General features: G+C 73.4%; 24 protein-coding genes. 22 read left to right on the forward strand and 2 right to left on the reverse strand.

Annotated features, from left to right (window positions below):
• Positions 1 to 366 precede the first annotated feature (366 nt).
• Both VM324_02040 and VM324_02045 read right to left on the reverse strand, forming a co-directional pair.
• Positions 367 to 792 (reverse strand): hypothetical protein, encoded by a 426-nt coding sequence (locus VM324_02040; GenBank protein ID HVL98055.1) that lies wholly within the window; start codon positions 790 to 792, stop codon positions 367 to 369.
• A gap of 332 nt (positions 793 to 1,124) precedes the next feature.
• On the reverse strand, positions 1,125 to 1,442 hold the full coding sequence (locus tag VM324_02045; protein ID HVL98056.1) for a hypothetical protein: 318 nt from the start codon (positions 1,440 to 1,442) through the stop codon (positions 1,125 to 1,127).
• 204 nt (positions 1,443 to 1,646) lie between these two features.
• Here VM324_02045 and VM324_02050 point away from each other — a divergent pair, with 204 nt between their 5' ends.
• The 22 genes from VM324_02050 to VM324_02155 all read left to right on the forward strand — a co-directional run bounded on the left by VM324_02050 (position 1,647) and on the right by VM324_02155 (position 23,034).
• Entirely contained in the window at positions 1,647 to 2,069 is a 423-nt protein-coding gene (locus tag VM324_02050; GenBank protein HVL98057.1) for a CBS domain-containing protein, read from the forward strand.
• Positions 2,070 to 2,193: 124 nt separating this feature from the next.
• Complete coding sequence (locus VM324_02055; protein ID HVL98058.1) at positions 2,194 to 2,511, forward strand: hypothetical protein; 318 nt, start codon at positions 2,194 to 2,196, stop codon at positions 2,509 to 2,511.
• 1 nt (position 2,512) lies between these two features.
• The gene (locus VM324_02060) at positions 2,513 to 3,643 is read left to right on the forward strand and encodes a zinc-dependent metalloprotease (GenBank protein ID HVL98059.1); all 1,131 of its coding nucleotides are present in this window, start codon (positions 2,513 to 2,515) and stop codon (positions 3,641 to 3,643) included.
• Between the two features lie 85 nt (positions 3,644 to 3,728).
• Positions 3,729 to 5,123 (forward strand): tRNA lysidine(34) synthetase TilS, encoded by a 1,395-nt coding sequence (tilS, locus tag VM324_02065; protein HVL98060.1) that lies wholly within the window; start codon positions 3,729 to 3,731, stop codon positions 5,121 to 5,123.
• Positions 5,124 to 5,159: 36 nt separating this feature from the next.
• Complete coding sequence (hpt, locus tag VM324_02070) at positions 5,160 to 5,732, forward strand: hypoxanthine phosphoribosyltransferase (protein HVL98061.1); 573 nt, start codon at positions 5,160 to 5,162, stop codon at positions 5,730 to 5,732.
• Between the two features lie 52 nt (positions 5,733 to 5,784).
• A complete protein-coding gene (gene ftsH, locus VM324_02075; protein HVL98062.1) occupies positions 5,785 to 7,761 on the forward strand; it encodes an ATP-dependent zinc metalloprotease FtsH in 1,977 nt (658 codons plus the stop codon).
• A gap of 30 nt (positions 7,762 to 7,791) precedes the next feature.
• Positions 7,792 to 8,463, forward strand: coding sequence for a GTP cyclohydrolase I FolE (gene folE, locus VM324_02080; protein ID HVL98063.1), 672 nt, complete (start codon positions 7,792 to 7,794; stop codon positions 8,461 to 8,463).
• The gene (folP, locus tag VM324_02085) at positions 8,460 to 9,584 is read left to right on the forward strand and encodes a dihydropteroate synthase (protein HVL98064.1); all 1,125 of its coding nucleotides are present in this window, start codon (positions 8,460 to 8,462) and stop codon (positions 9,582 to 9,584) included. The genes folE and folP overlap by 4 nt, the downstream gene beginning before the upstream one ends.
• Entirely contained in the window at positions 9,581 to 9,988 is a 408-nt protein-coding gene (locus tag VM324_02090; protein HVL98065.1) for a nuclear transport factor 2 family protein, read from the forward strand. Before folP ends, VM324_02090 begins: the two co-directional genes overlap by 4 nt.
• 9 nt (positions 9,989 to 9,997) lie before the next feature.
• Positions 9,998 to 10,348 carry a tRNA-binding protein gene (locus VM324_02095; protein HVL98066.1) on the forward strand — a complete coding sequence of 117 codons (351 nt, stop codon included), beginning with the start codon at positions 9,998 to 10,000 and terminating at the stop codon, positions 10,346 to 10,348.
• A gap of 124 nt (positions 10,349 to 10,472) precedes the next feature.
• Positions 10,473 to 10,850, forward strand: coding sequence for a dihydroneopterin aldolase (gene folB, locus VM324_02100; protein HVL98067.1), 378 nt, complete (start codon positions 10,473 to 10,475; stop codon positions 10,848 to 10,850).
• The gene (gene folK, locus VM324_02105; protein HVL98068.1) at positions 10,847 to 11,380 is read left to right on the forward strand and encodes a 2-amino-4-hydroxy-6-hydroxymethyldihydropteridine diphosphokinase; all 534 of its coding nucleotides are present in this window, start codon (positions 10,847 to 10,849) and stop codon (positions 11,378 to 11,380) included. Before folB ends, folK begins: the two co-directional genes overlap by 4 nt.
• Positions 11,377 to 12,249 (forward strand): DUF2520 domain-containing protein, encoded by an 873-nt coding sequence (locus tag VM324_02110; protein HVL98069.1) that lies wholly within the window; start codon positions 11,377 to 11,379, stop codon positions 12,247 to 12,249. The genes folK and VM324_02110 overlap by 4 nt, the downstream gene beginning before the upstream one ends.
• Positions 12,246 to 13,112 carry a pantoate--beta-alanine ligase gene (panC, locus tag VM324_02115; protein ID HVL98070.1) on the forward strand — a complete coding sequence of 289 codons (867 nt, stop codon included), beginning with the start codon at positions 12,246 to 12,248 and terminating at the stop codon, positions 13,110 to 13,112. Before VM324_02110 ends, panC begins: the two co-directional genes overlap by 4 nt.
• A 21-nt stretch (positions 13,113 to 13,133) precedes the next feature.
• The gene (gene panD / locus VM324_02120) at positions 13,134 to 13,535 is read left to right on the forward strand and encodes an aspartate 1-decarboxylase (GenBank protein HVL98071.1); all 402 of its coding nucleotides are present in this window, start codon (positions 13,134 to 13,136) and stop codon (positions 13,533 to 13,535) included.
• Positions 13,532 to 14,383 (forward strand): carboxylating nicotinate-nucleotide diphosphorylase, encoded by an 852-nt coding sequence (nadC, locus tag VM324_02125; GenBank protein HVL98072.1) that lies wholly within the window; start codon positions 13,532 to 13,534, stop codon positions 14,381 to 14,383. The genes panD and nadC overlap by 4 nt, the downstream gene beginning before the upstream one ends.
• 1 nt (position 14,384) lies before the next feature.
• On the forward strand, positions 14,385 to 15,152 hold the full coding sequence (locus VM324_02130) for a type III pantothenate kinase (protein HVL98073.1): 768 nt from the start codon (positions 14,385 to 14,387) through the stop codon (positions 15,150 to 15,152).
• A 29-nt stretch (positions 15,153 to 15,181) separates the two neighbouring features.
• On the forward strand, positions 15,182 to 16,699 hold the full coding sequence (locus tag VM324_02135; protein HVL98074.1) for a DUF885 family protein: 1,518 nt from the start codon (positions 15,182 to 15,184) through the stop codon (positions 16,697 to 16,699).
• A gap of 11 nt (positions 16,700 to 16,710) precedes the next feature.
• The gene (lysS, locus tag VM324_02140; protein HVL98075.1) at positions 16,711 to 18,204 is read left to right on the forward strand and encodes a lysine--tRNA ligase; all 1,494 of its coding nucleotides are present in this window, start codon (positions 16,711 to 16,713) and stop codon (positions 18,202 to 18,204) included.
• A 43-nt stretch (positions 18,205 to 18,247) separates the two neighbouring features.
• Entirely contained in the window at positions 18,248 to 19,270 is a 1,023-nt protein-coding gene (locus tag VM324_02145) for a Clp protease N-terminal domain-containing protein (protein ID HVL98076.1), read from the forward strand.
• A 10-nt stretch (positions 19,271 to 19,280) separates the two neighbouring features.
• On the forward strand, positions 19,281 to 20,213 hold the full coding sequence (locus tag VM324_02150) for a Clp protease N-terminal domain-containing protein (GenBank protein ID HVL98077.1): 933 nt from the start codon (positions 19,281 to 19,283) through the stop codon (positions 20,211 to 20,213).
• A 301-nt stretch (positions 20,214 to 20,514) separates the two neighbouring features.
• Positions 20,515 to 23,034 (forward strand): ATP-dependent Clp protease ATP-binding subunit, encoded by a 2,520-nt coding sequence (locus tag VM324_02155; GenBank protein ID HVL98078.1) that lies wholly within the window; start codon positions 20,515 to 20,517, stop codon positions 23,032 to 23,034.
• Positions 23,035 to 23,204: the final 170 nt, after the last annotated feature.

Here is a 23,204-nt window from a genome sequence, read left to right on the forward strand (position 1 = left end):
GCCCAACCCCCAGCCCGCCTCCCAGGCCGGCTCCGGGTGAGCACCTGCAGGCCGGTTCAGGGACAGCCGAGGGCGCATCAGCCAGGCCTTCAGCACCTCCCCCCAAGCCCAGCCCCCCTGACGACGGTCAGCCGCCAGCCGCAACCTCGCGATAGCCGCGGCGACGGCCGCAGCCCAAGCACAGCGACATTCTCACGTGGGTGCAACCGCAAACGCTGGGGCGGCAACAAGACCCGTCAGGGCGCGGACACAACCGCGGTCATCGCCTCGCCGCTTTGCACCGCGACCCAGCAACACCTCGACCCCATCGGGGTGTTCTCCGTGAACCTCACTGGGCCTGAGCGGCGGAGAGGAATGACAGTGCGCCTACGCGCGGCGGCTAGTCGGACCCGACACGCCGGCCTCTACCTTCGCGCGCAGCCACAGTGACGCCGAGGACGGTGCCACCGTCACCCGAACGACATCCATTAGCTCCTCGGCTACGTGGTGGAGGTCGGTCTCTGACCGCAACGCCGCACCGAACGCCTCGACCGCTTTCCTAGCGTCGTAGCGAGCACGGTTGAACCGTCGGTCAACCACGGTCTGAAGGCGACGACGGAGCGGCTGGAACGCCGCGGCCGCGGCCAGCGTGGACGCAGCCACCGCCAGCTCCGACCCGCCGCCGACAAGAGGAGCCAGGAGCAGGTTCCCGCGACGTAGATGGCCGCGAGCGCCCGCGGACAGCAGCGCGTACGACACCGTCCTCGACAGAATCCGGTCGATCTCGTACAGCCGGTGTCGCAGGACGGCCACGGCGATGGACGCCGGAAGCAGGCATCAGGCTGGCCTCGCTCAAGAACGCGGTCCTGAGACCCACGAACCGTCCCAGAAGTTCTGCTGCCAAGAAGCCACCAAAGACCAGTGGAGCGCTGAGACCGACCCACTTCAACTGCAGCCGTTGGACCGGCACGGCTTTGTACCGAACGAGCACGGAGACGACGCCCGCGATGCCCGACACGGCCGCACCCGCCGTGCGTCCAGTGTCAGGATCAACCTCCCCTGGCCCAATGCCAGCGTAGTCCACGTGCTTTCGCCGCGGTACACACCGCGGCACCCAACGCGGTCGGGCGCGCCGAGCAACGAGTTCAGTGGCGGCTGCGTCGGGCGGGCTTGCGTCGGGGCAGTCCTCGACGGACGGCGGGCGGGTCGGCGGTGCTGCGCAGCGTCGTCGGCCGCAGCAGGCCATCGCGCACGAAGGGTCGCAGAGCCGTGTCGACCACGGCGGGCGTGGGTGTGTTGACGTGCGGGCTCGACGCACTGGTCGCCAGGCGGGCGCGCCCCGCGTCGCGCAGGTCGAACAGCGCCGCCGTCATCTCGGTGAGCCGCGCCAGGTCCTCCTTCTGCGCAGGCCGCAGGCGAAACGCCAGCGTGTGCCACCCCCCGTGCTCGAGCAGCGCACCCATCACCGTGGCCCCCGGCGGCAGCCCGGCACGTCGTCGTCGGCGGTGACCGCGGCGACGCCTCGCGACTCAGCTCCAGTACGCCCTCGACAGCCGCATCGTCGTCGAGCAGGCGAAGGGCATCCGAAGAAGCGCGGCCGCGGAGGTGTAGGAGGCGGACGCGGGCGGGAACGGCTACTGCCTCCCGACTCCCATAGGGAGACACCCATGGCACAGGCGCTGCGTGAGATCATGGCCCAAGACCTGCAGACGCTGCCCGCGACCGCGACGGTCGACCAGGCAGCACGGACGATGCGGAACGCCGACGTCGGCGACATCATCGTCGTCGACGACGACGGCACCGTGCGCGGCATCGTCACCGACCGCGACATCACGATCAGGGCGGTGGCGGAGGGCCGCGACCCCTCCACGTTGAAGCTCGAGGAGATCGCCAGCGAGGACCTCGTCACCGTCGAGCCGGACACCGACATCACCGAGGCGGCGCGCATCATGCGCGAACGCGCGATCCGGCGACTGCCCGTGACCGAGGGCGGCAAGCCCGTGGGCATCGTGTCCATCGGCGACCTCGCCATCGAACGCGACGACGACTCGGCGCTGGCCGACATCAGCGCCGCGCCGGGCGACGCGTAGGCCGCCGCTCAAGCGCCACGACGGGGCGTGGGTCGGGTGACCGGCGAGGGGTGACGGCGCGCGCCGGCGCCCCTGCCTGCTCGGTTACACTTCAGCGACACGCTGTTCTCGACGGAGGATCTCCATGGCGAAGCGCCTGCTGGGCGTGATCATCACCGCGTTGCTGCTGTGCGTGGGGGCGCTGCCCGCCCTGGCGGTCGAGCCGGACGACGAGGAGATGGAGGTCGAGCACGAGGAGCTGCCGAGCTACGAGGAGATCGGCAGCGGCAGCGAGATCTCCCAGGAGTTCCGGCCCGAGCCCTACGAACAACCGACGGTGTTCGCCGGCATGCTCTATCCCCTGCTGTTCATCGCTGGCGTCGCGGTGCTCGTCGTCCTCGGGCTGTACCTTCTGTGGCAGCCGCGCTTCGCTCAGGAGCGGGAAGCGAAGAAGCGGCGGTGACGTGACGGTCGAGCCGACCCCCTCCGCGGTGGAGCCGCTCGCGGACTGGGCTCTCGCCGCTCGCGTCGCCTGGCTCGTCGCCTCACGCCCGACGGCAGGGGCCCCGCGCGGTGCGCGCCAGGAGGCGCCCGTCTCCCGGGAGGACGTCGAGGGGCTGCGCGAGGATCTCGTCGGCGTGGTGCGCCGCGCCGACGACCTCGCGCGCCAGGCGACAGGGCTCGGCCAGGACCTGCCCCCCGCCGACGTCCGCGTCGTCGGCCGGCGCGCCTGGATCGAGGCGAACATCGCGAGCATCGCCGACCTCACGAACCCCCTCGCCGAGCAGCTCATGAACCGCAGCGGCGCGGCGCGGGCGACGGCGCGCAAGGCGCTCGGGCTCCAGCTCGGCCTCGTGTTCGGCTACCTCGCTACCCGGGTGCTCGGCCAGTACGAGGTCTTCCTGCCCGGCGGGGAGACGCCCGGCCGCCTCACCCTCGTCGGTCCGAACCTCCTGCACGTCGAGCGGTCGCTGCTCCCGGGCAGCGACGTGAGCGCCGGGGACTTCCGTCTCGGACTGTGCCTGCACGAGATCGCCCACCGCCTCCAGTTCGAGGCCGTCCCGTGGCTGCGCCCGCACCTGAGAGGGCTCCTCGACACCTACCTCGCGGAGACGCGCCTCGACCCGGACCGGGTCAGGGAGGCCATCGGCCGCGCCGCCGAGCTGCTGCGCGACCCGGGCCGCCTCGGCGACCCCCAGGTGCTGCTCGAGGTCGTCCTCACCCCGCGTCAGGCGGCGGTCATCAAGCGCGCCCAGGCGCTCATGTCCCTGCTCGAGGGCCACGGCAACGTCGTCATGGACTGGGGCGCGGAGGTGGCGGCCGCGCACAACGGCAACGGGCTCGACCCCGCCCGGGTGCGCGAGCTGCTCAACCGGCGCCGCAGCAGAGCCCTCGATCAGGCTATGCGGCGTGCGCTCGGCCTGTCGCTGAAGGCCCAGCAGTACCGCGTCGGCGAAGCGTTCATCCTCGCCGTCGCGGAGCGTCACGGGCGGGACGTGTTCAACCGTGTGTGGGAGCACCCCGACCACGTGCCCACCGAGGCCGAGCTCGACGACCCTGACCGCTGGGCCGGACGGGTCGCCACCGAGTCGTGACCAGCCCGCGCCCGACACTGCCAGGAGCGCGGCGCTGATCGGCGCACTCCCACCGGACCAGTCCCGCGCCGCGTTGCTCGACGAGGTGCGCCGCGCGCTGGACGCGGCCCTCGACGCCCACGCGAGGGTGGTGGTGGCGGTCTCCGGCGGACCGGACTCCACGGCGCTCGCCCATCTCGTCACGGAGGCCCGTCCGGACCTCGCCGCCTGCGTGGGCCACGTGCGCCATGGTCTGCGTGACGACGCGGAGGACGCCGCGGTGACCGCCGCCCACGCCCGGGCGCTGGGGCTTGCCTACCACGAGCGGTCGGTGCGGGTGCGGCCGGGCGGGCAGGGACTCGAGGCGGCCGCCCGTGAGGCCCGCTACGCGGCGCTGTGCCGGATCGCACGGACCGTCGACGCCCGCGCCATCGTCGTCGGCCACACCGCCGACGACCAGGCCGAGACGGTGCTCCTCAACATCGCTCGCGGCACCGGCCTGCGCGGCCTCGCGGGCATGGCCCCGTCCCGATCGGGGGAGGCGGACGAGGTGCACGGGGTGCGCATCGTGCGTCCCCTGCTCCGGCTGCGGCGAGCCGATGTGCACGCGTTCGTCAGGGGTGAGGGGCTGCGCTTCGTCAGCGACCCCACGAACAGCGACCCCGAGCAGCGGCGGGCCCGCGCGCGCTTCGAGCTGCTCCCGGCGCTCGCCGGCCTGTCCGGTGGCGGGGGCGACCCCGTCGCGGCGCTGACCCGCCTCGCGGACCTCGCCCGAGCCGACGCCGACGCGCTCGACGAGCTCGCCGCGGCGCACGCCCGGCGGATCGTCGTGGCCTGGGGTCCCGCACGGGCGGTGCGCACGGACGCGCTCGGGGGGCTGCCGGGCGCGCTCGCGAGCCGCGTCGTGCGCCTGCTGTTGCGCGGCGTGCGCGGCGGCGCCGAGGTGCCTGCCCTGACAGTCTCGGCCGTCCTCGCGCTGCGACCCGGGCAGGCGGTGCACGGCCCGGGCGGGGTGTGGGTGACCTCCGGCGGTGGCTGGGTCGCCGCAGTGCCCCCGGACGTCGCGGCCCTGCCCGGGCGGCGACTGCACGCGCCGGGGGCCGTCGCGCTGCCCGAGCTCGGCCTCGTCGTACGCGCCGACCACCCGGCGAGCGACCCGCCCCTCGACCCGGGGGTGGCGCATCGGCCTGGCGAGCCGGCCCCCCGCCCGCTCGCCGACGGTCCGCCGGGCACGAGGGGACCGGCGTGGGCGGTGCTGCCGGGGACGGACGGCCCCCTTGTCGTGCGCGGACCCCGGCCCGGCGACCGCTTCGGTGCCGAGAACCTCGCCGAGGCGCTCGGTGCGGCGGGCGTCCCCCGCGCGCTGCGGGCCCTCCTGCCCGTGGTCGCCGACGCGACCGGGGTGGTCTGGGTTCCCGGCCTCGAGCCGCCACCGGCACCGGCCAGCCCCGCCGCCGGCGAGCCCGGCGCCCGGGTCCGGCTGTGGCTCGCGCCCGCGTGATCGGTGATCGGGGTGCCGGTGCTAGCATCCCCACCCGTGGAGAACCCCGCGCCCGCCTCGGCGCTCGACGCCGACATCGACGAGGTGGTCGTCTCCTCCGAGCAGATCCACGAGCGGCTCGCGGAGCTCGCCGCCGAGGTTGACCGCGACTACGCCGGCTGCAACGTCCTGCTCGTCGGCGTCCTGAAGGGCGCTTTCGTCCTCATGGCTGACTTCGCCCGGTACCTCCGCACGCCCGTGGAGTTCGACTTCATGGCGGTGTCGAGCTACGGCTCGGCGACCCAGACGTCGGGCGTCGTCCGCATCCTGAAGGACCTCGACCTCGACATCGCCGGGCGCCACGTCGTCCTCGTCGAGGACATCGTCGACTCCGGCCTCACGCTCAACTACCTCTTGCGCAACCTGCGGGCCCGGGGGCCGGCGTCCCTGGAGGTCATGGCGCTGCTCTCCAAACCGGGCATGATCCGCGTCGACATCCCCATCCGCTACCACGGCTTCGCCGTCCCCGACGTGTTCGTCGTCGGGTACGGCCTCGACTACGCCGAGCGCTACCGCAACCTGCCCTACGTCGGGACCCTGAAGCCGGAGATCTACGCCGGGGCCGGGTAGGGGCGGTCCGTTCGACCGGTCCGGCGCGGCGGGCCGGTGCTACAGTGACCGCATGAAAGCGCGACGCTTCCTGCGGAGTCCCTATGTCTGGATCGTCCCCGTAGTCGTCGCGGCCTTCATCGTGCTGTCGACGATGGCCGGCGGCGACGACGAGCCGCTGCGCTTCGACGAGTTCATGAACCGGCTGGAGGCCGGCGAGGTGGAGACCGTCGAGGACTTCGCCCGGGACGGGCGCCTCCAGGGCAGCTTCACCGACGGCACCGAGTTCGAGACCTACTACAACGTCAACGTCGACGGGGAGCGCCTGGGCGCCGCGCTCGACGAGGCGCGCCGGGACGGCACGCTCGACGAGCGCCGGGTCGACAACCAGTCGGGCAACGTCTTCCTCCAGTTCCTGTTCTCCCTGCTGCCGTTCCTGCTCATCTTCGGGCTCTTCTTCTTCCTCATGACCCAGATGCAGGGTGGCGGCCGGGGGGTCATGAGCTTCGGGAAGTCGAAGGCCAAGGCGATCTCCAAGGACGCCCCGAAGGTCACGTTCGCCGACGTCGCGGGCTCGGACGAGGCGGTCGAGGAGCTCCGCGAGATCAAGGACTTCCTCGCCAACCCCGCGAAGTTCCAGTCGATGGGCGCGAAGATCCCGAAGGGCGTGCTCCTCTTCGGGCCGCCGGGGACCGGCAAGACCCTGCTCGCGCGGGCGGTCGCGGGCGAGGCCGGCGCCCCCTTCTTCTCGATCTCCGGCTCGGACTTCGTCGAGATGTTCGTCGGGGTCGGGGCCAGCCGGGTGCGCGACCTGTTCGAGCAGGCCAAGGCCAACGCCCCCGCGATCATCTTCATGGACGAGATCGACGCGGTCGGACGCCATCGGGGCGCCGGCATGGGCGGCGGCCACGACGAGCGTGAGCAGACCCTGAACCAGCTGCTCGTGGAGATGGACGGCTTCGACGTCAAGACCGGCATCATCCTCATCGCCGCCACGAACCGTCCCGACATCCTCGACCCCGCCCTCCTGCGCCCCGGCCGCTTCGACCGCCAGATCGTCGTCGACCGGCCCGACCTCGTCGGGCGCCAGGCCATCCTCGAGGTGCACGCGCGCGGCAAGCCGCTCGCCGACGACGCCGACCTGTCGGTCATCGCGCGCCGGACGCCGGGGTTCACCGGCGCGGACCTCGCGAACCTCGTGAACGAGGCGGCGCTCATCTCCGCCCGCCGGGACCGCACCGACATCACCATGCAGGCGATGGAGGAAGCCATCGACCGGGTCATCGCCGGCCCGGAGCGCAAGACCCGGCTGATGGGCGAGGCCGAGAAGCGCGTCATCGCCTACCACGAGGGCGGGCACACCATCGTCGGGCACGCCCTGCCCCACGCCGACCCGGTTCACAAGGTGTCGATCATCCCCCGTGGGCAGGCCCTCGGATGGACGCTGACGCTGCCGACCGAGGACAAGTACCTCGTGTCGCGCGGTGAGCTCATCGACCAGCTCGCCATGATGCTCGGCGGCCGCGTCGCCGAGGAGCTCACCATCGGCGACTTCACGACGGGGGCGGCCGACGACATCTCGCGCGCCACCCAGACGGCGCGCAACATGGTCACCCAGTACGGCATGAGCGCGACGCTCGGGCCGATGACCTTCGGGCAGAAGGACTCGCAGCCGTTCCTCGGCAAGGAGTTCGGGCACGCGCCCGACTACTCGGCCGAGGTGGCGTTCGAGATCGACCGCGAGGTGCGGGCCCTGATCGACGAGGCACATGACGAGGCCCTCGAGGTGCTCGTCGCCAACCGCGAGGTGCTCGAGGAGCTGGCCGACGCGCTCATGGAGCGCGAGACGGTCGAGCGCGACGAGCTCGCCGCGGTCCTTGCGAAGGTCGACAAGCGGCCGTCGCGCAAGATCCAGCCGCTCATGAACGGCGGCGGCAGCCCGGTGTCGGGTCAGGCGGTGGTGAGCCAGCTGCGACGGGCCGAGCAGCCGGCGGCTATGGCGCGCGCCGCCCGCGCGCAGCAGCGCCCCTCGTCGACCCAGTCTGACTGAGGCACCACGACTGACTGACGGAGCGGGGCGATGACCGACTCGGCGACGGGCGCCGGGATAAGGCGCCCGCCGGTGCTCGACGCCGACTCCCGCGTCCGGGCGGCGACCAGCCTCGTGCCAAGCGGGGGATTCGACCACGACAAGATCCGCGCGGGTGTGCGGCTCCTCCTCGAGGGGCTCGGCATCGACGGCGACGCAGTTGGCGTGCGCGACACCCCCGAGCGCGTCGCGCGGATGTGCGACGAGATCTTCGCGGGCCTGCTCGTCGATCCGGCCGACGTGCTCGACGTCGTGTTCGAGGAAGGCCACGACGAGATCGTCATGGTCCGCGACATCCCGCTGGCGAGCGTCTGCGAGCATCACCTCGTGCCGTTCGTCGGCAAGGCCCACGTCGGCTACCTGCCCAACGTGAGCGGCCAGGTGACCGGGATCAGCAAGCTGGCCCGGCTTGTCGACCTCGTGGCGAAGCGCCCCAACCTCCAGGAGCGCCTCGGCAACACCATCGCCGACACGCTCGAGAAGGCCCTTGCCCCACGCGGCGTCTTCGTCATGATCGAGGCGGAGCACACCTGCATGACCATGCGGGGAGTCCGCAAGCCGGGGGCGATGACCGTGACGAGCGCCGTGCGCGGCCTCATGCGCGACGACCCGCGCACGCGAGCGGAGGTTCTCCAGCTCGTGGCCATGGGCGGCGGTCGGTGAGACCTCTGGTCCGCGTCGTCGACGCGGGCCTCGGCGCGGGCGCGCACGTCCGCGTCGTCGTCAGCCGCGTGAGCGACCCCGCGCGACTGCGCTCCACGTGGGCCTCGTCGGGCGCGACGGTCGAGGATGTCGGGGGGCGACTGCACGCCACCACGACTGTGGAGGCGCTGGCCCGCGCCGCGGGTCGCACCTTCGAAGCCGACGAGGCGGGTGCGCTCGACCGGTCGCTCCGGGAAGCGGTGGCCGCCTGGGCCGGGCCCGCCCGCGAGGTTCCCCTGCCGAAGGGGGCGCTGCCGACGGGCCGGCGACCCCTCGTCATGGGCGTCGTGAACGTCACGCCTGACTCCTTCTCCGACGGCGGCAAGCTCTACGGCTCGGGGCGGCCTCATCCGGACACCGCGCGCGACCACGCGCGCCGGCTGCTCACCGAGGGCGCCGACGTCATAGACGTGGGGGGCGAGTCCACCCGCCCCGGTGCGCAGCCCGTAAGCGAGCACGAGGAGCTCCAGCGCGTGCTGCCCGTCATCGAGAGCCTCGACGGTGGCGCGGTCGTGAGCATCGACACGACGAAGCCGGCGGTCGCCCGCGCCGCGGTCAACGCGGGCGCGGTGATCGTGAACGACGTGTCCGGCGCGACGAACCCGGAGCTGCTCGAGGTCGTCGCCGACACCGGAGCGGCGTACGTCCTCATGCACGCCCGGGGGGCCCCCCGCGACATGCAGTCGAGGGCCCGGTACGACGACGTGGTCGCCGAGGTTTACGAGTACCTCACCGACGGCCTCCTGCGCTGCGCCGAGGCCGGCATCTACACCCAGCGCATCCTGGTCGACCCGGGGCTCGGCTTCGCGAAGACCGCCGAGCACAACGTCGCCCTGCTCCGGGCGCTGCGCCAGTTCCGGGGCCTCGGCCGGCCTGTGGTCATCGGGGCGAGCCGCAAGAGCTTCCTCGGCGAGCTCCTCGATGGCGCGGACGCCGCGGGCCGCCTCGAGGCAAGCCTCGCGTGCGCGGTGGTCGCCGTGGAGGCCGGTGCGTCGGTGATCCGCGCGCACGACGTCGCGCCGACCGTGCGGGCCACCCGCGTGGCGCAGGCGATCAGCCGGCGGGTGGACGACTGGCGGTGACCCCCGCGCCGGGGTCCCTCGAGGCCGCGAACGACGCGTTCTACGCCGCCTTCGAGTCGCTCGACCTCGACCGCATGGACGTGCTGTGGGACCACGGCGAAGACGTCTTCTGCGTCCACCCGGGCAGCGAGCTCATCGCCGGCTGGGGGCCGGTGCGCCGGTCGTGGGCGGCGATCTTCTCCGCCACCGACTATCTTCAGTTCATCGTCACGGATGTGCGCGCGCGGGTCGAGACGGGGGTCCTCTCCTGCGTGGAGAACATCCTCACCCCCGGCCCGGACGAGGGCGGGCGCGGCTTCGGGGCCGGCCGGGCGGTGGCGACGAACGTCTTCTCGTGGCGCGAGGGGCACTGGCGGATGACCGCGCACCACGCGTCGCCGATCCTGCGCCCCGCCGCGTCGTAGGCGACGGAAGTGCACCCGCCACGCAAGGACGACGTCGGCGCCGAGGCCTTCTTCGCGCTCGACCTGCGGGTCGGACGGGTCACCGCTGTGGAGGAGTTCCCGCAGGCACGCAAGCCCGCATGCAAGCTCACGGTGGACTTCGGGCCCGCGGTCGGCAGCCTGCGCACGAGCGCGCAGGTCACCAACTACAGCGCCGAGGAACTGACGGGGCGGCTCGTCGTCGGCGCGATCAACCTGGGCCGCAAGACGATCGCGGGGTTCCGCAGCGAGTTCCTCGTCCTCGGGGCGATCCAAGCCGACGGGACGGTCCGCCTGCTCCAGGTGGAGGACGGCGTGGAGCCCGGCGCGCCGATCGCCTGACGTCGCTTCGGGCACAGCCACCGCCGCCCTCCGGGGGGCGCTGCGCTCGGGAGAAGCCCCCCGGGCGGCGGTGGCCCGTCGCCGGTGTGGGGGCCGGCGCCTCGCGGATATGCTGCGCAAGGCCATGGACCGCATCGAGATCTCCGGCCTTCGCGCGTTCGGCCGCCACGGCGTGCACCCCGAGGAGCGGGAGCACGGCCAGACGTTCGAAGTCGACCTCGTCGTCGAGTGCGACCTGTCGGCCGCTGCCGTGTCCGACAGCCTGGTGGACACCGTCGACTACGACGCGCTAGCACGCCGGGTCGCCGAGGGGGTCACAACGACCCGTTTCGCACTGCTCGAGGCGCTCGCGGCCCACCTCGCCGGCGTCGTCCTGGCCGAGCCTGCCGTGTCCGCGGTCGAGGTGCGCGTCTCGAAGCCGGACCTTGTCCTGCCCGTGGAGGTGGGCGACGTGTCCGTCGTGCTGCGCCGCGCGCGGTCGGGGGCGCCGGGGCCCCCGTGAGCGCGGTCATCCCGCCGATCGGCCACGAGGAGGTCGCCTACATCGGCCTGGGCAGCAACCTCGGCGACCGCCTCGACCACCTCCAGCGGGCCGTCGAGCGCCTGCACGCCGACGCGCGAACGGCCGTCGTCGCCGTCTCGAGCGTCTACCAGACCGACCCCGTCGCTGGTCCCGAGGACCAGGAGCCCTACCTCAACATCGCGGTGCGCGTCGCCACGCGCCGCTCGCCGGCGCGGCTGCTGCGCCTGTGCCACGACGTCGAGGCGGCAGGGGGCCGCACGCGGGGCGTCCGCTGGGGGCCGCGGACCATCGACGTCGACATCCTGCTCTACGGTCCGCGCACGGTCGTCACGCGAAGCCTCGAGATCCCCCACCCGCGCCTGACCGAGCGCGCGTTCGCGCTCGTGCCGCTCATCGAGGTCGCGCCCGGCGAGGCGCTCCCCGACGGCACGACCCTCACGACCGCGCTCGCGCGTCTCGCGCCGATCACCGGCGTGACGATGGTCGGGAGCCAGGTCCGCACCCCGTGAAGCGCACCGCCATCATCGGACCCGGCCGGGTGGGGACCGCGCTCGGCATCGCGCTCGACCGCGCCGGCTACGACGTCGCGGCGGTCGCCGGACGCGGCGCCCCCAGCCTCGCCGGGTTCCGCCGGCGGCTGCCCGGCGCCGCCGCCATGCCCGCCGCGGAGGCTGCCCGGACCGCGGAGCTCGTGCTCGTCTGCGTGCCCGACGACGCGCTCGGCGACCTCGTCCGCGGCGTGGCCGCCGCCGACGGCGTGGCGGAGGGCAGCCGCTGGGTCCATGTGGCCGGCGGTCACGGCACGGACGTCCTGCGCCCCGCCCGGCTCGCCGGCGCGCGGGTCGCCGCCTGCCACCCGGCCCAGACCTTCCCCGACCCCGACGCCGGCGCTGCGCGCCTCCCCGGGACCTCCTGGGCGGTGACCGCCGAACCGGCGGACCTCGGCTGGGCGCGGGTGCTCGTCACCGACCTCGGCGGCAGTCCGATGACCCTGCCGCCCGACGCCCGAACGCTCTACCACACCGGCCTGGTGATCGGCGCGAACGCCACGTCCACCGTCGTGACGCTGGCCCGCGAGCTGCTGCTCGGGGCGGGCGTGTCGGACCCCGCCGCCTTCCTCGGGCCCCTTGCCACCACGGCGGCGGCCAACGCCGCCGAGCGGGGTGCCGGGGCCCTCACCGGCCCGGTCCGCCGGGGCGACGCCGCGACGGTCGCTCGCCAGGTGGACGAGCTGCGCACCGCCATGCCCGAGGCGGTCGACGCCTACCTCGAGCTCGCCCGCCTAGCCCTGCGCCACGCCCGGCGCGCCGGCCTCGACGACGATGCCGCCGCCGCGGTCGCCCGCGTCCTCGGGCGGGCCCGCGAGGAGGGCCGGTGAGAGCGGTCCGCACGGTCGGCGCGCTGCGGGCCGCTCTGGCGCCGCAACGGCGGGCGGGGGCGCGCGTGGGCCTGGTTCCCACCATGGGCGCGCTCCACGACGGCCACGTCCGGCTCGTGTCCCGCATGGTCGGGGAGTGCGACGTCGCGGTCGTGAGCATCTTCGTCAACCCGCTCCAGTTCGCCCCGGGGGAGGACTTTGCGACCTACCCCCGTGACCTCGACGCCGACGTCGCGCTGCTCGACCGCCTCGGCGTGGACGTCGTGTTCTGCCCCGAAGCCGACTTCGCCCCCGCCTTGGTCACCGTGCGCGTCGGCGCGCTGGGGGGCGTGCTCGACGGGGTGAGCCGCCCCGGCCACTTCGACGGGGTGGCGACGATCGTGACGAAGCTGCTCAACGCCGTGCAGCCGCAACGCGCCTACTTCGGCGAGAAGGACTACCAGCAGCTCGTCGTGTTGCGGGCGGTGGCGACCGACCTCGCGGTCCCCGTGGAGATCGTCACCTGCCCGACCGTGCGGGACGCCGACGGCCTGGCCCTGTCGAGCCGCAACGCCTATCTGTCCCCCTCCCAGCGGGCGGCCGCCGTGGCGCTGCCGGAATCGCTGCGCCACGTCGCCGGGTCGTGGGCAGGTGACGCCGACGCGGCCCGCGACGCCCTGCGCCGTAGACTGGAGCGCGCGCCCGGTGTCCGCCTCGACTACGCGGAGGTCTGCGACCCCGAGACCCTCGAACCGTTGGAGGGCGTCGTGGAGGGCCCGGCGCAGGCGCTCGTCGCCGCCTACGTGGGTACGACGCGCCTCATCGACAACATCCGGTTGGAGCCTCGACCGGTCGAGCGGCACAGGAGCTCGGCCGAGGACTGACACGGGAAAGTAGCGACACGCATGTTCCGCACCCTCATGAAGTCCAAGCTGCACCGCGCCACCGTCACCGGCGCCGACCTGCACTACGTGGGGTCGATCACGCTCGATCCCGACCTCATGGACGCGGCCGACCTCCTCGACCACGAGCGGGTGCAGGTCGTCGACATCGACAACGGCGCGCGGCTGGAGACCTACGTGATCGCCGGCGAGCGCGGCTCCGGCGAGGTGTGCCTGAACGGGGCCGCCGCACGGCTCGTCCAGCCCGGCGACAGGGTCATCGTGATCTCCTACGCCACCTACACCGAGGCCGAGGCGCGAGCGCACGTCCCGACCGTCGTGTACTGCGACGACGGCAACCGCCCGCTGCGCGGCGCCGCGGAGCAGGCCCGCACGACCGTCGAGGACGCCCTGGCGGCGTCATGACCCACCTGCTGGAGGACGTCGTCGCGATCGCGCTCGCCGAGGACCTCGGCCACGGCGGCGACCGCACCTCGTCGGCCACGGTGGCGGCCGACGCCACGGCGCGCGCCGCGTTCGTCGCGCGAAAGGCGGGCGTCGTCGCCGGCCTCGCCGCCGCCGCCGCCGTCTTCGCCGCCGTCGATGCGACGGTGCGGTTCACCCCGCGCGTGACCGACGGCGCGCACGTCGAGGCCGGCGCCACGATCGCCTGCGTGTCCGGCCGCACCCGGTCGCTGCTGGCGGGGGAGCGCACCGCCCTCAACCTCCTGTCGCACCTGTCGGGGGTCGCGACGATCACCGCCCGCTACGTCGAGGCGGTGGCGGGCACGGGCTGCGTCGTGCGTGACACGCGCAAGACGCTGCCGGGGCTGCGCGCGCTGCAGAAGGCGGCGGTGACCGCCGGCGGGGGGGCAAACCATCGCAGCGGTCTCCACGACGCGTTGCTCGTCAAGGACAACCACGCCGTCGCGGTCGGCGGTGTCGGCGTCGCGACGAAGGCCGCGCTGGCGGGCGCGGACGGCCGGCCCGTGCAGGTCGAGGTGGACGACCTCGACGAGCTCGACGAGGCGCTCGTCGCCGGGGCCCGCGCCGTGCTCCTCGACAACTTCGGGCTCGACGACCTGCGGCGGGCGGTCGCCCGCGCCCGCGGGGAGCCCGAGCACGTGTTCGTCGAGGCGAGCGGCGGGATCGACCTCGACACGGTGCGCGGGGTCGCCGGGACCGGTGTGGACGCGGTGGCCGTCGGGGCCCTCACCCACTCGCCGCGGGCGCTCGACATCGGCCTCGACGTGGTACCCGGCGGGAAGCGCTGACGTGCTGCTCGCCGTCGACGTGGGCAACTCCCAGACCGTGATCGGCGTGTTCAGCGGCGACGAGCTCGTCGAGCACTGGCGAATCTCGACCGAGGCGCACCGCACCCCCGACGAGCTGGCGCTGCTCTTCGGCGGCCTCATGTCGTTCGCCGACCTGTCCTTCTCGAAGAACGTCCACGGCGTCGTCGCGTGCTCGGTCGTGCCCGTCGTCACCGAGATGCTGCGGGTCATGACGCACAAGTACTTTCACTTCCTGCCGGTCTTCGTCGGTCCCGGTGTGCGCACCGGCATGGCCGTGGTCGTCGACAACCCCCGGGAGGTGGGCGCCGACCGGCTCGTCAACGCGCTCGCGGCCTACGAGTTCCACGGCGGCCCGGGCGTCGTGGTCGACTTCGGCACCGCGACGAGCTTCGACGTCTACACGGGCAAGGGCGAGTTCATCGGCGGCGCCATCGCGCCCGGGGTCGCCACCTCCCTCGCCGCGCTGTCGGCCAAGGGCGCGCAGCTTCCGCGCATCGAGCTCGTCGAACCCGCCCGCACGGTGGGCCGCAGCACGGTGGAGGCGATGCGGGTGGGGGCCGTGTACGGCTTTGCGGGCGCCGTCGACCGCATCGTCGAGGAGCTCGCCGCGGAGCTCGACGCGGACCCCGTCGTGATCGCCACCGGCGGGCTCGCGCCGCCGATCGTGCGGGCCTGCCGCACCATCGACCACCACGACCCCTGGCTCACCCTGCGCGGCCTGCAGATCATTTGGGACCGCAACACCTGAGCCGGCCCGTTCGCGTACCCTCGCGACCGATGATCGCTCCACGACTTCGCGCCGTCTGCGACCTCCAGATGCCCGCCGCCCGCGAGAACGCCGGGCTCCACGAGTACGACGGGCGGGTGGCCGACCTGTCGCCCGACGGCGTGAAGGCCTGTCTCGCCGGCCTCGGCGGTCCGCCCCTCGACGACGCCCACGACGAGGCGCACCTCACCGCGTTCGAAGGCTACCTGCGCGTCGTCTTCGACGAGCTCGCCCTCCACCGGCGCAACCCCCGCCTGCTGCTCGCCAACCTCGACGTCTCGTCCTACGCGCGCGAGTACGCCCCCGCCCACGAGCGTGCCGAAGCGCTGCGCCGCCACGTCGCGGGGTGGCCCGACGCGATCGACGCGGGACTCGATTCGCTCGACGCGGTGCCGGCCCCGACCGCCGCGGCGCTCCTGCCCTCCGCGCGCGGGCTCGCGGAGCCCCTCGGCACGGGCACGCCGGAGGAGGCGGCCGCCCACGCCGCGCACGGGCGCTTCGTCGCCCACCTCGAGCGGGCGGCGGCGAGCGGCGACCCCGACCCCGCCCTCGGCGGGCGCCCGCTGGCGCGGCTGCTCGGCGCGCCCGAGGCGATGGCGGTGACCCTCGACGACCTGCTCGCGCGGGCCGAGCGCGAGCGCGAGCGCCTCGACGCGCTCCTCACCGACGCGTGCGGTCGCGTCCTGCCCGGGGTCGGCGTCCGCGCGGCGATGCGACAGCTGACGAGCGACCACCCCGACGCCGGCGGGGTCCTCGACGCGGCGACGGACCTCACCGACGAGGTGCTCGCCTTCACCGCGGAGCGCGGCCTCGTCGGTCACGTCACCGAGGGCGTCGTGCGCGTCGCACCGAGCCCGCCCTCCCGCCGCTGGGCGACCGCGATGATCTCGTGGGCGGCGCCGTTCGAGCCCGACGGGCCCTCCTTCTACCTCATCACCCCGCCCGACCCCTCCTGGACCCCCGAACGCCAGGACGGCTGGCTCGCCGCGTTCAGCCACACGAGCCTGCCGGCCACGACCGCTCACGAGGTCGCACCGGGCCACTTCACCCACAGCCGCATGCTCCGCGAGGCCCCCGGGGACGTCCGCAAGGCGCTGCACTCCCCGGCGTTCGTCGAGGGCTGGGCCCACTACGGCGAGGAGCTGCTCGTCGAGGAGGGCTTTCGCGCCGAGGACCCCCGCTACGCCGCAGGGGTGGCGATGAAGGCCCTGCTGCGCGTCGTGCGCCTCATCGTGTCGATCGGCGTCCACTCCCGGGCCATGGGTCTCGACGAGGCGGTCCGCCTGTTCGAGCGCCACGCGCACCTGCGCGCGCCCGCCGCGGAGGCCGAGGCCAACCGCGCGACCTTCGATCCCACCTACGGTCGCTACACCTGGGGCAAGCTCGTCATCCGCGACCTGCGGGACGAGGCCCGCAGGCGGTGGGGCGCGGGCTTCTCCCTCGCCCGGTTCCACCGGGCCCTGCTCGACCTCGGCGCGCCGCCCCTTGGCCTCGCCCGTGCGGCGCTCGACGACGCACCGTTCGTCTAGTCTCGCGCTCCATGGCCGAAGACCGCGAGAGCCGCCTCGACGCGCTCGTCGCCGACCGGCGGGCGACCGTGGAACGGCTCCGTGCGCAGGGGGTCGACCCCTACCCGGTCGGGGCGCGGGTCACCTCGTCGCCCGCCGCGGTGCGCGCCCGCTGGGACGGAAGGCTCCAGCCTGGCGAGGAGACCGGCGAGCAGGTAAGCGTCGCCGGCCGTCTCGTGCTGCGTCGCGGCCACGGCAGGCTCGCCTTCCTCGTCCTGCGGGAGGCCGACGCCGACCTGCAGGTCATGGCCGAGCTCTCGGCCCTCGGGGAGGAGGGGATGGCGCTCGTCGACCTCCTCGACATCGGCGACTGGGTGGCCGTGACCGGCGAGGTCATCGTCACCCGCCGCGGCGAGCTGTCGGTCAAGGCCAGCACGGTCACGCTCATCGCCAAGGCGCTGCGCCCCCTGCCCGACAAGTGGCACGGCCTCACCGACACCGACACCCGCTACCGGCAGCGCTACGTCGACCTCGTCGTGAACGCCGACGCCCGCCGGGTGTTCGGCATCCGCGCCGCGGCGGTCGGCGCCCTGCGCGCGGAGCTCACGGAGCGCGGCTACGTCGAGGTCGAGACCCCGGTGCTGCACCCCATTCCCGGCGGGGCCGCCGCGCGCCCGTTCGTAACCCGCCACGAGGCCCTCGACCTCGACCTCTACCTGCGTGTGGCGCCCGAGCTGTACCTCAAGCGCCTCGTCGTCGGGGGGATGCCCCGCGTGTTCGAGATCGGTCGCGTGTTCCGCAACGAGGGGCTCTCCCCGCGCCACAACCCGGAGTTCACGATCCTCGAGTCCTACGAGGCCTACGCGGACTACCACGACGTCATGGACCTCACGCAGGGGCTGCTCCAGCGCGCGGCCCGCGACGCGGTCGGCACCCTCGCGCTCGTCTACGACGGGCGCAGGGTCGACCTCGGCGGACGGTGGCCCCGCCGGGCGCTGCTCGACCTCGTCCGAGAGGCCACGAAGCGCGACGACCTGTCCTACACCACGCCGGTCGGCGAGCTGCGCGACCTCTGCGCGGCCTCGGGGGTGCGGACGGAGGGCGCCTGGGGGCCGGGCAAGCTCGTCCTCGAGCTCTACGAGAAGCTCGTCGAGCACACCCTGTGGGACCCGACGTTCGTCGTCGACTACCCCGTCGAGGTGTCGCCCCTCGCCCGCCGCCACCGCGAGGACCCGGCGGTGACCGAGCGTTTCGAGCTCATCGTCGCGGGGCGGGAGATGGCGAACGCGTTCAGCGAGCTCACCGACCCCGACGACCAGCGCGCGCGCCTGGAGGCGCAGGCGCGGGCAAAGGCGGCCGGGGACCCCGAAGCCATGGTGGTCGACGAGGACTACCTGCGCGCCATGGAGTACGGCATGCCGCCGATGGGCGGGCTCGGGCTCGGCGTCGACCGGCTCGTCATGCTGCTCGCAGACGTGCACAGCATCCGCGAAGTGATCCTGTTCCCCACCCTGAGGCCGGAGTAGCGCCTCCGGTGTGCGAGGATGCCTCCGCACGAAGGAGGCAGCGATGTTCGAGCGGTTCACCGACGCGGCCAGGCTGGCGGTCGTGAAGGCCCAGGAGGAGGCGCGGCTGCTCCACCACGACGCCGTCGGGCCCGAGCACCTGCTCCTGGGTTTGCTCCAGGACGAGCAGGCGTCCTCGTCGCTGTTCGCGACGTTCGTCTCGGCGCCGGCCGTCCGGGAGCACGTCGAGGCGACCCTCGGCCGCGGCGCCGGGTCCCCCCCGGACACGCTGCCGTTCGCCCCGCAGGCCAAGGCGATCCTCGAGGGGGCGACGGCCGCCTCGCGCAGGCTCGGCCACCAGCACACCGACAGCGCCCACCTCGTGATCGCGCTGCTGCGTGAGGAGGGAAACCGGGCCAGCGAGGCCCTCGTCGCGCTCGGCGTCGACCTGACCGCGCTGCAGGAGGCCGCCATGGCCGCGGTCGGTGTGGCCGCGACGGTCCCCGGCTACCGCACCTGGGTCGGGGGGGACCCGCTCCACGAGCGCGTCGTGCGGGCCCGCGCGCGCGCCCAGGCGGAGCGCGATCCCGTCCACGAGGGAGGCCCTGGCGGCTGGGAGGTCCTCCTGCGCTCCACCGGCGCGACGCTGCGGGCCCTCGCAGCCGCCCGCCGCCACGCCGCCGACGCGCTGCGCGGGGAGCTCGCGACGATCGACCTCGTCGTCGGGGTGCTCGCCGTCGACGACCCCGCCGTGCGCGACGCCCTCGCAGCCGCCGGGGCCAGCGATCCCCGCCCCCACGACCTCGTGCCCGGGTACCGCGAGACGACCACCCTCGACGAGTCCGTCGTCGGCGTGTCCGGCGCCGCGAAGCGGACCTGCCGCATGGCCGCGCGCCTGGCCGCGAACGCCGAGACGTGTATCAGCCCGGCCCACCTGCTCCTCGCCGCGCTCGAGTCCCTGGGGCCGGTGCGGGCGGCTGTCGCCGCCGAGCGGCTGGGCGCCGACGAGGCCGCACTGCGCCAGGCGCTGCTACGCCTGACGGTGACGGCCCCCACCGACCCGGCGATCCCCGGGTCGGCGAGCTGAGGAGGCGCGCATGTTCGAGCGGTTCACCGACCGGGCGCGGCGGGTTCTCGTCTTCGCGGAGGAGGAGGCCGCCCGCCTCGCCCACGACCACGTCGGCACCGAGCACCTGCTGCTCGGCCTCGCGCGGGAGGGCGACGGGGTCGCGGCCACGGTCCTCGCCGCGCTTGGCATGACGCTGGCTGACCTCCGCACCCGCGTGGACGCCGTCGCGGGACGGGGGGAGGCCGGCGCGGGGGTGGAGGAGCGCTCGTACTCCTCCCCGGCCAAGCACGCCCTGGAGACCGCGCTGCGCGAGGCGCAGGGCCTCGGGGACGACTACATCGGCACCGAGCACGTCCTGCTCGGTCTCGCGCGCGAGGGCGAGGGCACCGCGGCCCGGGTGCTGCGCGACCTCGGGCACGGCCTCGCGAGCATCCGCAGCCAGGTCATCAGGACCCGCAGCGGTCAGCCGAGGGCGGGCTCGGACGCGGGCTTCGATCCGGGGGAGGGCCAGCGCGCCTGGGAGGAGGCCGGCTGGACGTTCCTGGCAAGCGGGGCGGAGACGAGCTGGCGCGCCCTGAGCCTCGCCCGAGAGGAGGCCGCCGGTGGCGGGCACACGACCGTGGAGGTGGGCGACCTCGTCCTCGGGATCCTGCGTGCGGGCGACGAGCAGGTCACGGGGGCCCTGCGCGCTGCAGGGGGGGTCTCCCCCGCCGACGGCGCACCGCAGGCGCCGGAGGACCCGCCGCCCCTGGCGCTGTCGGTGCAGGCGAGGGACGCCTGCCTCGAGGCGCTCCAAGGGGTCTGGGACGGCGCCGGGTTCGTCCGGCCGGGTCACCTGCTGCTCGGCTGCCTGCACGTCGTCGACAGGGAGGGCAGGGACGCGCTGCAGGCCCGCCTCGGCGTCGACGTCGACCGGCTCGTGGCGCACGTGCGGCGGGCCGTCGACGGCGGCGCCGGGTGACCGGCAGACCACGTTCCGTGCCCGAGGCAGGCCCGCGGACGCCCTGAACGATGCCGGGACCGGCGGCAACGGCTATCCTTGTGCCCCGGTGCACGACTGCGATGACGCCACCGCCCGCCCCCTGAGAGGCGTGAAGCGCAAGCGATCAGGGAACATCCGGCGGTCGCACGGCGTTCGCACCATTTCGTTTGCCGGGCCCCGAGGGCGGCTGGCCCCGGAGAGATTCGGGAGGCATCCAGCCAGTCGCCACACCGGCCGATGCTAGAGTTCAGGTAGACGCACCCGACGAGGGGGCAGTGCGATGTTCGAGCGGTTCACCGACCGGGCCCGGCGAGTGGTGGTCCTCGCCCAAGAAGAAGCCCGCATGCTCAACCACAACTACATCGGCACCGAGCACATCCTGCTCGGGCTGATCCACGAGGGCGAGGGCGTTGCGGCGAAGGCGCTCGAATCGCTCGGGATCTCCCTGGAGGGCGTGCGCGAGCAGGTCGAGGAGATCATCGGCCAGGGCCAGACGGCGCCGGCCGGCCACATCCCCTTCACCCCGCGGGCGAAGAAGGTCCTCGAGCTCTCCTTGCGGGAGGCGCTGCAGCTCGGCCACAACTACATCGGCACTGAGCACATCCTCCTCGGCCTCATCCGCGAGGGCGAGGGTGTCGCGGCCCAGGTCCTGCAGAAGCTCGGCGCGGACCTGTCGCGCGTGCGGACGCAGGTCATCCAGCTGCTGTCGGGCTACGCCGGCGGTGAGCCGGGCGCCGGTCCGCAGAAGGCGGGCGTGTCCGGCGGCTCCGCCGACGACCCGAAGGGGTCGCCCGTCCTCGACCAGTTCGGGCGCAACCTCACCCAGTTCGCCCGCGAGGGCAAGCTCGACCCTGTCATCGGCCGTCAGCGCGAGGGCGAGCGGGTCATGCAGGTGCTGAGCCGGCGCACGAAGAACAACCCCGTGCTCATCGGCGAGCCCGGCGTCGGCAAGACCGCGATCGTCGAGGGCCTCGCCCAGATGATCACCGCGGGCAACGTGCCGGAGACGCTCAAGGACAAGCAGCTCTACACCCTCGACCTCGGCGCGCTCGTGGCGGGCAGCCGCTACCGCGGCGACTTCGAGGAGCGCCTGAAGAAGGTGCTGAAGGAGATCACGACCCGGGGCGACATCATCCTGTTCATCGACGAGCTCCACACCCTCGTCGGGGCAGGGGCCGCCGAGGGCGCCATCGACGCGGCGAGCATCCTGAAGCCGATGCTCGCGCGTGGCGAGCTGCAGACCATCGGCGCGACGACGATCGACGAGTACCGCAAGCACCTGGAGAAGGACGCCGCGCTCGAGCGCCGCTTCCAGCCGATCCAGGTCGAGGAGCCGACCGTCGCGCACACGATCGAGATCCTCAAGGGTCTGCGCGACCGCTACGAGGCCCACCACCGCGTGACGATCACCGACGATGCCCTCGTCGCCGCCGGCAACCTCGCCGACCGCTACATCTCCGACCGCTACCTGCCGGACAAGGCGATCGACCTCATCGACGAGGCCGGCTCCCGCCTGCGCATCCGCCGCCTCACGGCCCCGCCGGACCTCCAGGACCTCGAGGAGGAGGCGCAGCGGATCCGCAAGGCCAAGGAGTCCGCGATCGACGAGCAGGACTTCGAGAAGGCGGCGGCACTGCGCGACCAGGAGAAGAAGGTCCTCGAGCGCAAGGCGGGTCGCGAGCGCGAGTGGAAGTCCGACGGCATGGACACCGTCCTCACCCTCGACGAGGAGGACATCGCCGAGGTGCTGTCCAACTGGACCGGCATCCCGGTGTTCAAGCTCACCGAGGAGGAGACCGCCAAGCTGCTGCGCATGGAGGCGGAGCTCCACAAGCGCGTCGTCGGCCAGGAAGAGGCGATCGCTGCGGTCTCGAAGTCCATCCGGCGCACCCGGGCGGGCCTCAAGGACCCGAAGCGCCCGTCCGGCTCCTTCATCTTCCTCGGGCCCTCCGGCGTCGGGAAGACCGAGCTCGCGAAGACCCTCGCCGAGTTTCTGTTCGGCGACGAGAACTCCCTCGTGCACCTCGACATGTCCGAGTACATGGAGAAGCACACCGTGTCGCGGCTGATCGGGTCCCCGCCCGGCTACGTCGGCTACGAGGAGGGCGGTCAGCTCACCGAGGCGGTGCGCCGCAAGCCGTTCAGCGTCGTGCTGTTCGACGAGGTGGAGAAGGCCCACCCCGACGTGTTCAACGCGCTGCTGCAGATCCTCGAGGACGGTCGCCTGACCGATGCGCACGGCAAGGAGGTCGACTTCAAGAACACCGTGCTCATCATGACCTCGAACCTCGGCACCCGGAACCTCGGGCAGCAGGCCCTCGGGTTCGCCGCCGCCGCGGACGAGAAGGACACCTACCAGCGGATGAAGGACCAGGTGGACGAGGAGCTCAAGCGCCACTTCCGCCCCGAGTTCCTCAACCGCATCGACGAGGTCATCGTCTTCCACCAGCTCACCCGCGAAGAGGTCAAGTCGATCGTCGACCTCATGATGAAGCGCGTGAAGAACCAGCTGCGGTCCAAGGACCTCGACCTGGAGCTCACCGAGGACGCGAAGGCGTGGCTTTCGGAGAAGGGCTACGACGCCCAGCTCGGCGCCCGGCCGCTCCGCCGCACGATCCAGCGCTACATCGAGGATGCGATGAGCGAGAAGATCCTGCACGGCGACTTCACCGCCGGGCAGCTCGTCGTCGTCGACGTGGAGGACGACGAGATCGTCTTCCGGGCGGTCGACGCGCCGCCGGACTCCCCGCCCGTCGAGCTGGCCCGATCCTCGGGCACCGAAGGTCAGGGCTCTTCCTGAGCGCGACAAAGGGATAAGATCTCGGGACGAGCTTCCCCGCCACCGACGGGACCGCGGCGCCAAGAGCCGACGGAACCAGCGGGAGGAGCAGCACCCGATAGCGGGCCCGGTGCGACAAGAGCGCCGGGCCCTTCGCTATGCCCCGGACGGTAGGCACCGCGGGCACTTTC

Source organism: Egibacteraceae bacterium (assembly GCA_035540635.1).
GTDB lineage: Bacteria > Actinomycetota > Nitriliruptoria > Euzebyales > Egibacteraceae > DATLGH01.

Coding starts and splice junctions, on each gene's coding strand:
- VM324_02045 (HVL98056.1), bottom strand. CDS start 1,442: ATGGGTGCGCTGCTCGAGCACGGGGGGTGGCACACGCTGGCGTTTCGC.
- VM324_02050 (HVL98057.1), top strand. CDS start 1,647: ATGGCACAGGCGCTGCGTGAGATCATGGCCCAAGACCTGCAGACGCTG.
- VM324_02055 (HVL98058.1), top strand. CDS start 2,194: ATGGCGAAGCGCCTGCTGGGCGTGATCATCACCGCGTTGCTGCTGTGC.
- ftsH (HVL98062.1), top strand. CDS start 5,785: ATGAAAGCGCGACGCTTCCTGCGGAGTCCCTATGTCTGGATCGTCCCC.
- folE (HVL98063.1), top strand. CDS start 7,792: ATGACCGACTCGGCGACGGGCGCCGGGATAAGGCGCCCGCCGGTGCTC.
- folB (HVL98067.1), top strand. CDS start 10,473: ATGGACCGCATCGAGATCTCCGGCCTTCGCGCGTTCGGCCGCCACGGC.
- panD (HVL98071.1), top strand. CDS start 13,134: ATGTTCCGCACCCTCATGAAGTCCAAGCTGCACCGCGCCACCGTCACC.
- nadC (HVL98072.1), top strand. CDS start 13,532: ATGACCCACCTGCTGGAGGACGTCGTCGCGATCGCGCTCGCCGAGGAC.
- VM324_02135 (HVL98074.1), top strand. CDS start 15,182: ATGATCGCTCCACGACTTCGCGCCGTCTGCGACCTCCAGATGCCCGCC.
- lysS (HVL98075.1), top strand. CDS start 16,711: ATGGCCGAAGACCGCGAGAGCCGCCTCGACGCGCTCGTCGCCGACCGG.
- VM324_02145 (HVL98076.1), top strand. CDS start 18,248: ATGTTCGAGCGGTTCACCGACGCGGCCAGGCTGGCGGTCGTGAAGGCC.
- VM324_02150 (HVL98077.1), top strand. CDS start 19,281: ATGTTCGAGCGGTTCACCGACCGGGCGCGGCGGGTTCTCGTCTTCGCG.
- VM324_02155 (HVL98078.1), top strand. CDS start 20,515: ATGTTCGAGCGGTTCACCGACCGGGCCCGGCGAGTGGTGGTCCTCGCC.